This window comes from Streptomyces sp. 15-116A, from assembly GCF_025290915.1.
In the GTDB taxonomy this organism is placed as follows: domain Bacteria; phylum Actinomycetota; class Actinomycetes; order Streptomycetales; family Streptomycetaceae; genus Streptomyces.
Genome location: NZ_JAOCQE010000247.1, coordinates 1 through 9,655, shown reverse-complemented (window position 1 = coordinate 9,655; position 9,655 = coordinate 1). Strand labels below are relative to the sequence as shown.

General features: G+C 69.4%; 9 protein-coding genes and 2 pseudogenes. 4 read left to right on the top strand and 7 right to left on the bottom strand.

What is annotated here, in order from left to right; all coding sequences use genetic code 11:
* Nucleotides 1-228 (bottom strand): annotated as a pseudogene (locus tag N4P33_RS28140) (histidinol-phosphatase); the annotation flags it as partial.
* Nucleotides 229-415: 187 nt separating this feature from the next.
* Here N4P33_RS28140 and N4P33_RS28135 point away from each other — a divergent pair.
* Entirely contained in the window at nt 416-988 is a 573-nt protein-coding gene (locus tag N4P33_RS28135) for a TetR/AcrR family transcriptional regulator (protein WP_260829648.1), read from the top strand.
* 892 nt (nt 989-1,880) lie between these two features.
* On the opposite strand, the gene N4P33_RS28130 is transcribed toward N4P33_RS28135, so the two are convergent.
* The 6 genes from N4P33_RS28130 to N4P33_RS28105 all read right to left on the bottom strand — a co-directional run bounded on the left by N4P33_RS28130 (nt 1,881) and on the right by N4P33_RS28105 (nt 7,831).
* A complete protein-coding gene (locus tag N4P33_RS28130) occupies nt 1,881-2,810 on the bottom strand; it encodes a hypothetical protein (RefSeq protein ID WP_260829646.1) in 930 nt (309 codons plus the stop codon).
* 305 nt (nt 2,811-3,115) lie between these two features.
* A complete protein-coding gene (locus N4P33_RS28125) occupies nt 3,116-3,904 on the bottom strand; it encodes a S8 family serine peptidase (protein WP_260829644.1) in 789 nt (262 codons plus the stop codon).
* Nucleotides 3,905-4,065: 161 nt separating this feature from the next.
* On the bottom strand, nt 4,066-4,533 hold the full coding sequence (locus tag N4P33_RS28120; RefSeq protein ID WP_260829643.1) for a hypothetical protein: 468 nt from the start codon (nt 4,531-4,533) through the stop codon (nt 4,066-4,068).
* Nucleotides 4,534-4,941: 408 nt separating this feature from the next.
* On the bottom strand, nt 4,942-5,823 hold the full coding sequence (locus N4P33_RS28115; RefSeq protein WP_260829641.1) for an isocitrate lyase/phosphoenolpyruvate mutase family protein: 882 nt from the start codon (nt 5,821-5,823) through the stop codon (nt 4,942-4,944).
* On the bottom strand, nt 5,820-6,329 hold the full coding sequence (locus tag N4P33_RS28110; protein WP_260829639.1) for a hypothetical protein: 510 nt from the start codon (nt 6,327-6,329) through the stop codon (nt 5,820-5,822). The genes N4P33_RS28115 and N4P33_RS28110 overlap by 4 nt, the downstream gene beginning before the upstream one ends.
* A 386-nt stretch (nt 6,330-6,715) precedes the next feature.
* Nucleotides 6,716-7,831 carry a hypothetical protein gene (locus N4P33_RS28105; RefSeq protein WP_260829637.1) on the bottom strand — a complete coding sequence of 372 codons (1,116 nt, stop codon included), beginning with the start codon at nt 7,829-7,831 and terminating at the stop codon, nt 6,716-6,718.
* A 291-nt stretch (nt 7,832-8,122) separates the two neighbouring features.
* Between N4P33_RS28105 and N4P33_RS28100 the strand changes: the two genes are divergently transcribed.
* The 3 genes and pseudogenes from N4P33_RS28100 to N4P33_RS28090 form a co-directional block, all read left to right on the top strand.
* The gene (locus N4P33_RS28100; protein ID WP_260829636.1) at nt 8,123-8,785 is read left to right on the top strand and encodes an HdeD family acid-resistance protein; all 663 of its coding nucleotides are present in this window, start codon (nt 8,123-8,125) and stop codon (nt 8,783-8,785) included.
* Between the two features lie 56 nt (nt 8,786-8,841).
* Nucleotides 8,842-9,309 (top strand): hypothetical protein, encoded by a 468-nt coding sequence (locus N4P33_RS28095; protein ID WP_260829635.1) that lies wholly within the window; start codon nt 8,842-8,844, stop codon nt 9,307-9,309.
* Nucleotides 9,306-9,655, top strand: a pseudogene (locus tag N4P33_RS28090) (diacylglycerol kinase); the annotation flags it as partial. The gene N4P33_RS28095 and the pseudogene N4P33_RS28090, both read left to right, overlap by 4 nt.

Here is a 9,655-nt window from a genome sequence, read left to right as displayed (position 1 = left end):
GCCGAGCACGCTGCCGGCGGCGAGCCCCGCGCCGAGCAGTCCCGCCCGGCGCAGTCCCGCCCGGCGCAGCAGCGTGCGGCGGGACTTCTGCTCGGGGCTGAGCGCCTCGTCGGGCACGGAGGTGTCGAAGGCGGCGGGCAGCGGGGCCGTCGTCTCGTGGGTGTGGTCGTGGGTGTGGCCGTGATCGTGGTGGTGCGTGTGCGGTCCGTGCGGGTGTCCGTGTCCCATGCATGCCTCCTCGATACCGCGGCGCGACCACGCCGCCTGTGGAGGATCGAGGCATTGCATGAACGTTGAACGACTCGGGGATGAGCGGCACGTGCCCGGTGCGCGGCGGGATCTTCGGCCACCCTCGGCCCGTCCGGATGAACTAGGTTGCTCCCTGCACACCCCAGGTTTCTCACTCGGAGGCCCCATGCCCCGCGCCGGACTGACCACGGACCGTCTGGTCGCGGCGGCGGCCGACCTCGCCGACGAGGCCGGCTTCGACCAGGTCACCCTCTCCGCGCTGGCACGCCACTTCGGCGTCAAGGACGCCAGCCTGTACGCGCATGTGCGCGGCCTGGACGACCTGCGCACCCGCCTGGCTCTGCTCGCCGGCGGAGAACTGATCGACCGCATCGCGTCGGCGGTCGCCGGCCGCTCCGGCCAGGACGCGCTGGCCGCCTTCGCGGACGCCTACCGCGCCTACGCCCTCACCCACCCCGGCCGCTACGCGGCCGCCCAGATCCGCCTGGACCCGACGGTCACCGCCGACTCCCCCGCCCTGCGCCGCACCGCCGACATCACCTACGGCCTGCTCCGCGCCTACGACTTGACGGAACCCGACCTCACCGACGCGGTCCGCCTCCTGCGCAGCACCTTCCACGGCTTCTGCGCCCTGGAAGCCACGGGCGCCTTCGCGGCCCCCCGCGACATCCAGACGTCCTGGAACCAGACGATCAAGGCCCTCCACCTCACACTGGAGAACTGGCCCCGCGCGCGCTGATCCTCAGGGGTCATCTCACCTGGCGCGGCGAACATGCACGAGGCCGCGTCATACCGGGTCTCCCTCCGGGGTCAGTAACAACCCCACACTCCGGGCTTGCCTCGCTCGAGAACTCGTTGCTTGCACTTCCCTGGGTAGTTGCAGCAGACGTTCCCAGGGCAGCATTCGTCGCAGCAGTCTTCGTTACACGGGACCTTCCCGGTGCAGCAGCGGGAACGGCCCTCGGTGGCCTTGCCCTTGTCGCAGCAGCCCTGCGCCGTACACACTTCGTCCTGCGGCTTGCAGCGCCGGTTCGACGGTCCGCAGACCTGACTTCGCGGAATGCACCCCTCGTCCACGGTGCATTCCTCATCCGGCTTGCAGCGCCGCCGCGACCGCTGGCAGATCTGGTCCTCCGGGATGCACCCCTCGTCGGTGCACACTTCGCCCATCTTGCAGCACCCGAAGGGTGGGCAGGTCGGCCTGGGCCAGCAGCGCTCGACGGTGCCATTGAGGCACACCTCGATGTCCGGCCAGTACGAGATACCTTCGCAACAGGCCATGTCACGTTGGAGACAGCTGACGTTGCGGCCTCCGTCCGGGCGCACCGGTCCGATACAGGGTTCAGTGCCGCGATAGCAGCAGTACTCTCTCCCGTCCACCCAGAACGAATCGCATGGCGGAGGGGGTGGCGAACTGCATGAGTGCCGGCAGGGCGGCTCGCACTCATAGCGCTCACCGCCTGACCATATGCATTCGTTCACACAGTCCTCGACGCAATCCGCGAGTTGAACGCCAGCGGACTCGGTAGCCAAGCTGACCGCGCTCGTGCGGTAGTGCTTCCTGCTCTGGTACAGCGAACTCTCCGCCGTAGCACACGGGACGGACATCGTCCCTCACTCTCCCGGCCCTGCTATCGGTCGTAGTACGGTGACAGTTTGGTGATCAGGTGCGGGAACACCTCGTCGACGTCCACCCGAACGAAGAACTTCTCGGTGACATCCGTCGTCCGGTCGGTGAACGAGAAGATGACGTCCAGGATCCTGCGCACGCCGCTGAGACGGGACGGTCGGGTTTCGATGGCCGTCAGGGAGGCCCCGGAAGAATGCGCTTCGGCGCACTTTGCGTAGATATTGGGATATCGCACAGCGAGGTAATTGACTGCGCGGTGTTCATCAGCGGAACCCGCGTTGTCGGCGATCTGGATCACTCTCTCGAACAACTCCTCTGCCGTTGCACGGAACTGATCCTCCGCAATGCCGTTCGGCTTCGGCAGGGACTGGACGAAGGTGGTGGGGCTGAAGGTGTAGATCTGTTCAAAGGCCACGACGGGCAGCATCAGACCGTTGCAGTAGTCGGGAGGAGCCAAAGGGCCCCGTAGCCCGATCACGACATGGAGATCCGTCGACCGCGGAGCCTCACCAAGGGCTTCGACGAGCTGGGGAAGGTCTCCCGGATCACGCGGTCGCAGCAAGTACGTGTCGAGACCTTGGACGGTCATCACGTAGCACAACTGCCGAACGAGATAGTGATTCCGCGGCTCGGACAGCACGGCGACCAGCGCCTGGCGATCGGTCAAGTCCACGGTTTCCGCACGGCCGACCGCTTGGGCGAACTCCTTCTCCACACCAATGCTCGGCATCCGCGGTTCGATCCGGCCCACGGCGTACACATAGGGCGGGTACACGTTGCTGCCATGACTCACCGCATCGGACATGACTGCGCCGTGACCACATGTCGAACAGGTGTGAGCTTCTCCCTCCGGCACCGGTGGGGGTTCGCGAACCACATCGGGAGGTCGCGGTTCCATTGAGTCCTGCGCGGACAGCCCGTTCTCCTCCATGAGGCCTGCGCTCCTTCTTGATCGCATAGTGGCACGCCGTCGCTACCGTCGCCGACTGCTCCGCCCGGAGAAGACGAGCCAGCGGTTGAGTGCCCGAGCCCGTTGTTCGCAGCTCTGGCACGGTCGTATGCCCGCGACGCCCATGGCTCTCTTGGCCAGGTCGCCCAGCCCGATGTCTTCGTCGGTGACAAACCCAGGGAGACGGACTCGCGACGGCTGCGAAGTAGTCCGTTCCTGGTCCGCGGCCGTGTCACGGGACCTGTTGGCCTCATCGGGCACCTCGCATGCCTCCTTGCCGTGGTGGGTCATCCGTAGTGCCGCGCGCGCAACGCCTCGTACGCTCTCCACGCGTCCACCAGAGGCGGCACGACAGAGGCAGGACGCGAAGCGGATCGGGTAATGGCGAGCATGAGATCAGTGGGCGCCGCCTGAGGAAATTCCGACCACAGCAGGGCGATGGCCCCTGTCACTATGGCCGCTGCGGCGCTGGTGCCCTCGAAGGGGCGAAGACCACCGCCTGACTCGAGGCTGAGGATTCCCGCGCCGGTCGCGCCCACGCCGTGTCGGCCGATCGCCGACCCGAGATTCGAAGTCGCCGAGGGATGTCCCTGAAGGTCATATGCAATGACAGGAATGACCGACCGGTGGCGTGTGATGACGGAGCCGCCGATCGCTCCGTGGTTTCCTGCGGCTGCCACGACGATCACGCCGCGACGCGCCGAGTATTCCAGCGCCTCTATGAGTGCGCCGCGGGCGTCTGACGCATGTGGAGCCAGCGTCAGGCTCAAGTTCAGAACGCGAGCGCCGGCATCCGCTGTTTCCGTGATCGCGGACGCAAGGGCATCGGGTGGCACGGTGTGACTGTGCTGCGGGAAGACGGGGCGCACCACCAAGGTGGCGCCGGGGCAGATGGCTGGTGCACCGGATCCACGGCGGGCCACCAGGATGCCGGCTACCGATGTCCCGTGACGGGACGCGGCGTCGTCCGGCATGGAAGCCCGACCGTCGTCCTGCGGGACGAGGGATTCCACGTGAGCGTCGGCGAGGTCGGGGTGAGTGGTCCGGACACGTCCGTCGATGAGCCCGATCCGCATGGAACGCCGACCGGAGGACCGAGCCATGAGACGAGGGAGCGCAGTCAGTCCGAGAGGATCCGCGCTGGCGCTTTGGCCGATGTCGTTCATATGAACGCCTGTCGTCGAATGGAGCCCGGTTCTCCGGTGACTGGTGCGTCCCAGTCCTCGTACGTTGCGACTCAGGGGTCGAAATCACCGATGTTCGTGGTCCCCAGTCCGCTGTCCGAACCCTCGGGCGCGGTGCTGCTGAGGTTCCCCGATGAACGCAGCCAGATCTCGCCGTAGATCTCTTCGTGGCCCGCGTCGTGAATTCCTCCCTCGGTGTCCGCCACCTCCCTCGGAAGGTCGACACTGATAGTCCTGTCGACCAAGGTCATACCTTGGTGGCCAGGCCGGTTGTCGGGTCGGCGGCCAGGGACATTGTTGGGCACAAACGTGGTTCCTGAAGCAGGACTCGACGCGGTGAGGTGATCATCCTCCAGGGTGAGCCCACCGTCTTCCTCTCGAAGCCTCATGAACTCTGTGAAGGTATCCGCCATCTCGCCGGGGTCGAATGAGGCTGTGTACGCGAGTGTGAAGTGATAGTCGGCGTCGTCCTCGTGGGAACCACCGTGAATTCTCAGGGATTCTTGTACTAGCTCCACCATGATGACAATCCACTTTTCTTGTCTACACCTCGGGTGTCATCGTCCAGTCGCGTTCACCTGAATATGGCGCGACGACCGACTTCGGCATCCGTGAGTTCGATGACAGCCAGGGCCCCCAAGACCTGCTGTCGCACCTGAGGGTGCACGTGACGCAAACCCCTTACATGCGCCTGTATATGACCAGCCAACCACCATTGGTTGTGAGGTGCAAGCGAGGATCTCCTCGCAGGAGGATCGCAAGCCTTCAGGCGACCTCGGTCAATCCTTCAAATATAGACGGTTCGAATAGCCGGCCCAGGACGCATTACCCTGCCCTGATGATTCGCACGGCGCTCTTCGGTATTCAATGCCATACGCAAAGAGTTGATCACTCAAGGACGTGACCACGGGAGACCTGACAGAGGGCCTTCAGAGCAGCTGACCCACGGGCGTGCCGGACCGTCGCCTCGTCCGTATCCGCTCTCCGGAGCCCGGCGGACGGGCTCGATCCTTGGCGTGCCGACACGAGGCCATCGGCGGCCCTTGATGGGGCGAGCCCGCTCCTGTCAACCCTCCGATCTCCTCGTACGACGGTGTCGTGCCCGTAGGGGTGTGGCCGGAGCGGATGGCGGTTGCCGCTTCCACCACCGCGCCGATCGCCCGCCGGTACAGGAGTGAGCCGAGGCTGATGCGGCGGACACCAAGGGCGGTGAGGTGGGAGACGGAGGGGCCGGTGGGCGAGTAGAGGATGTTGAGCGGGGCGTCGAGGCAGCTGACGAGGGCGGCGATCTCGTCGGGGGCGGTGAGTCCCGGGACGAACAGCCCGTGTGCACCCGCCTCTTGGTAGGCGATGAGGCGGGTCAGGGCTTCGCCGGGGTCGCCGGTGCCGAGCCAGTGGGTGTCGGTGCGGGCGTTGACGAAGAGGTCCGGGGCTGCAGCACGTACTGCTGCGATCTTGGCGGCGTGCACGTCGGCGGGGCCGAGGCCGTCCTCCAGGTTGATGCCGACCGCGCCTACTGCGGCCAACTCGCGTGCGAACGCGGCCACTTCGTCCGGGTCGTTGCTGAAGCCGTCCTCGGCGTCGACCGACAGCAGGAACGGCTCGGAGCCGAGGGTGAGTGCGAGGTGGAGGGTCTGGTCGCGGGTGGCTCCCGTTCCGTCGGGCAGTCCGGCCGCTGCGGCGACGGCGAGGCTGGTCGTGCCGATGGCCCGGAATCCCTGGGCGGCGAGGGCGAGGGCGGAGGCGTGGTCCCAGGCGTTGGGCAGAAGGAGGGGTTCGTCCGCGTGGTGGAGTCCGGCGAAGGCGGTCATGAGAGGTCCCCCAGGGCGTCGGCGTAGTAGACGGACTCCTGGACGTGGTGGGCGAGTTCGCGGAAGGTCCAGCCCTCGCCGGGTGAATGGTCGAGCTGTTCGTCGGTGAGGGCGTCGAGGCGTACGGCCCAGATGCGCGCCAGCCGGACGAGGCGGCTGCGGGCCTCGTCGAGGTCCTGCGCGGTGAAGGGCGCGAGGTCGGCCTCGGTGGTGATGAGGGAGGCGTGCCAGTGGTCGGGGACGGGCTGCTCACCGGCGAGGCGGGCCTCCAACTCCGCCAGGTGGTCGATCAGGTGGTCGGCGACGCGGCGGATCGCCTTGTGCGGGGTGTAGACGCGGCCGTCGGTGTGGACGGGCTCGCCGTTCCAGTGGGTCCAGGTGGCGGCGAGGGCGAGAACGTGGTCGACCATGCCGGTGACGGCTGCGGAGGGAGTGTCGGTGCTGGTGTCGGTGCGGGCGCCGGTGCTGTCGGTGCGGGTGACGGTGGTGGGCGTGCTGTCGGTCATGCGGCCACGCTAGGAGCGGGACGCTTCGGTGCCGGCCGAAGTGTCCCGGTCCCGGGCGCGACGCGACGCCGGGCCCGGCAAGACCTGGGGCGCCCCGGTTCCGGTCGGAGCGCCCCAGGAGTTCATCCCACCCTGACTTCGCCCTCGGGCACCAGAGGCAGGGCGACGAGTTCGTAGCGGACCAACCCGCGTACACGGTGTCGCCGTGACGCCGTGTCGTCGTGCGCGGCCTGGATGAGGACCGGTTCGCCGCGCCCCAGCGGCAGACTGACGGGAACTCAGAGGTACGGGTTCCCGGAACAACTGACCGTACTCTCCCGCGAGTCGGCGTTGCCGGCCCTCGGCACGACGGACGCCGGACAAGGTAAGGGCCCGCCGTCAGGAGGTCAACGCCTTTGGCCGTGCCGGCGGAAGGGCGAGCCGTGGCGCCTGCGGTGGCGGCGGTACCAGAGGCCGCCGACGGCGACGGAGGCCGCGGCCAGCACGATGCCGAGGACCGGCCAGCGGCTGTCGGCGATGCGCAGCCCGGTCAGGAAGGTCATGGCGGTGAGCACGAGCGGCACGAGCAGGGAGAGGAGCGCGCGCAGAGCGGCCGCCACGACATCCGGTTCGAGGCGGGAGACCCGGCGGGCCGGGACGGGTACGGGGCCGTCGACGTAGTAGGCGAGGACCCGGGCCGTCAGGCGGGCGTCGGCACGCCGGTAGACCTGCGCCATGTACGGCAGCCAGACCAGCGGGGCGACCAGCCCCACCAGGAACACCGTCCCGAGCAGCAGCCACCGCCAGACCTGGACGGCGATGCGCCGCAGGCGCCGGGCAGTGCCCTCGCCGCCGTCACCGCCGTCGCTCTCCTCGCCCGGCGCGAGCAGCCCGAGCAGGTGGGCCATGCGCACGGTCACCCGCCACAGAGCCGTCCGGCGTCTCCGGCGGGCGGGCGGCGCATCGGCGGCCCGGTCCTGTCGGTCCCCCCGTCCGTCCTGCCGGGTGAGCGCCTCCTGGGCCTGCCGTGTGTCCCCGTACACGCCCTGGATGACGAGGAGTTCGGCGCGGCGCGCCGCCGCCGTGGGGTCGCGCCCGCTGAGTGCGGCCAGTTCCAGGATGGTCCGTGCCTGGCGGAGCAGCGCCGCGCAGAAGGCCAGGGGGATGAGCACGAGGAACGGGCCGCCCACGACGGAGCCCTCCGCCACCACCGCCCGTCTGCCGCGAGCGACCACCACGGCCCGGAGCTCCGCCTCGGTGGCGCCGGGGCGGTCCCGCCGGAGACGGTCGACGGTGCCGGGCACGGCCGGGCCGAGACGGCGGACGGCGAACCCGGCGAGGATCTCGGGCAGGTGCCCGGGATCGGTGACGACGGAGGCCAGCAGCGAGCGCTCCAGGGAAGGCTCCGGGGAGCGGTCCGGAAGGTGGTCCGGGGAGCGCTCCTGCGGCGGCTCCTGGGACGGCTCCAGGTAGGGCTCCCCGGGAGAGGCGCCGTGCCCGCGCTCGGTGCTCGGATCGCTCATCTCGTGTCTTCTCGTGCGATCTTTCCGTGCGGCCTGCCCGTGCGGCCTGCTCGTGCGAACTGCCCGCGCGGTCTGCTCGTGCGGCCTGCTCGTGCGGCCTGCTCGTGCGGCCGACGGTCCTGGCGGGCGGCGCCCGATGGTCCTGGCGGCCAGGGTTCCCACTTCACCGCCTCCGCGGCGCCGAGGGATCACCCGTGGTGGGTGACCCGGTGCCCGACCGGCGGGGCGACGCTTGAACGGTCAGGTGATCGGACCCTCGACGGGGCGGGTCGCGCCTGCGAGGAGGAAGAGATGACCATGCCGCACGGCCCGGCATCGCACCGGGGACAACAGGGCGAACCCGGCGGCGCGGCCGCCGCTGATCCCTTCGGCGACTCCGCGGACCTGCTCGCCCGTCTGGGCCGTTCGTGGACGTGGGTGATGGGGTCGGCCGTCGCGACGCTGGTGCCGGGCGTCCTGATTCTGGTCTGGCCGGAGGCGACGCTGCACGTCCTGGCCGTCTGCATCGGCCTGTACCTGCTGGTGACCGGCGGTTTCCGCTTCGTGGCCGTCTTCGCCGGCGAGGCGCACGAGCGGCTCCCGGGGCTGCTGCTGGCGGTGCTGTTCGTCCTCGCCGGGGTGCTGTGCCTGCGCAACCCCTTGCAGACGATCGCCGCGCTCTCGCTGATCGTCGGGGTCGTCTGGCTGGTGTCCGGTGTCCTCACCCTCTACGCCGCCCTCGCCACCCGGGACCTGCCGCACCGCGGCGTCGTCCTCGGTTTCGCCGTGCTCGGCATCGTCGCGGGCGTCGTGGTTCTCGCCCTGCCCGCCGAGTCGGCCCGCGCGCTGACCCGGCTGCTCGGCCTGTGGCTGGTGCTGCTGGCTCTGGCCGAGGCGGCGGTCGCCCTCGCGTGGCGGGCGGCGCTCCGCAGGGCCGGCCTCACCGGGTCCCACGCCCCCGCCCCGACGGCCTGACGAGCCGCGGGGAGGCGGGGACCGTCTCTGTCCGTCCCGCACGAAACGAGGACAAGATGACCGCTACACCCACCCGCCCGGAGCAGACGGCGAAGCAGGAGTGGGCGACCGGCCTGACGGCCTTCGCCGCCGTGATGCTGTTCCTCGTCGGCCTGCTGAACATCTTCCGGGGCATCATGGCCATCGCCGAGGACGACATCTTCGTGACGACGCGCGACTACGTGTTCGCGTTCGACCTGACCGGCTGGGGCTGGGTCCATCTCGCCCTGGGTGTGGTCGCCGCGGTCGTCGCCTTCGGCCTGCTGCGGACCTCGACCTGGGCCCGCGTCACGGGGGTGGCCATCGCCGCCCTCGTCATCGTCGCCAACTTCCTGTCCCTGCCCTACTACCCCGTGTGGTCGATCGTCATGATCGCGCTGTCGGGCTTCATCGTCTGGGCCCTGTGCGTGGTCGAGCGCGGCAACCTCTTCGACCTGTCCGAGGAGCGCCCCGTGTACGAGGAGTCCCCACGGCACCGGGCATGACCCCGACCGCGCCCGAGGGCCGGACCGGCCGGGCCCGCTGCGCCGTGCTCGCCCTGCTCGGGAGCGTCCTGGTGCCGCTCGTCGCCGCCGGCCTGGCGAGCGTGCTGTGGCTTCTGCTCGGCATCGCGGGACTCGCGCTCGCCGTCGTCGGCGTGTGGTGGACCCTGGCGCACACGCGTGCGCTGCGCGCCCTGGGGGTGTTTCTGTCGGTGGCCGCGCCGGCCGCCGTCCTCGGCCTGTATGCCGCGTACGGAATGCTGTGGCCCGCCGTGCTGTCCCTGGCCCTGTGGATGCTCGCCGTCACGGCGGCACGCACGGCCCTGAGCCCCGCACCCGCCGGCACCGC

Excerpts from the sequence above, each read along its gene's own strand:
- N4P33_RS28135 (WP_260829648.1), top strand. The coding sequence starts at position 416 with ATGCCCCGCGCCGGACTGACCACGGACCGTCTGGTCGCGGCGGCGGCC.
- N4P33_RS28130 (WP_260829646.1), bottom strand. The coding sequence starts at position 2,810 with ATGGAGGAGAACGGGCTGTCCGCGCAGGACTCAATGGAACCGCGACCT.
- N4P33_RS28125 (WP_260829644.1), bottom strand. The coding sequence starts at position 3,904 with ATGCGGATCGGGCTCATCGACGGACGTGTCCGGACCACTCACCCCGAC.
- N4P33_RS28120 (WP_260829643.1), bottom strand. The coding sequence starts at position 4,533 with ATGGTGGAGCTAGTACAAGAATCCCTGAGAATTCACGGTGGTTCCCAC.
- N4P33_RS28115 (WP_260829641.1), bottom strand. The coding sequence starts at position 5,823 with ATGACCGCCTTCGCCGGACTCCACCACGCGGACGAACCCCTCCTTCTG.
- N4P33_RS28110 (WP_260829639.1), bottom strand. The coding sequence starts at position 6,329 with ATGACCGACAGCACGCCCACCACCGTCACCCGCACCGACAGCACCGGC.
- N4P33_RS28105 (WP_260829637.1), bottom strand. The coding sequence starts at position 7,831 with ATGAGCGATCCGAGCACCGAGCGCGGGCACGGCGCCTCTCCCGGGGAG.
- N4P33_RS28100 (WP_260829636.1), top strand. The coding sequence starts at position 8,123 with ATGACCATGCCGCACGGCCCGGCATCGCACCGGGGACAACAGGGCGAA.
- N4P33_RS28095 (WP_260829635.1), top strand. The coding sequence starts at position 8,842 with ATGACCGCTACACCCACCCGCCCGGAGCAGACGGCGAAGCAGGAGTGG.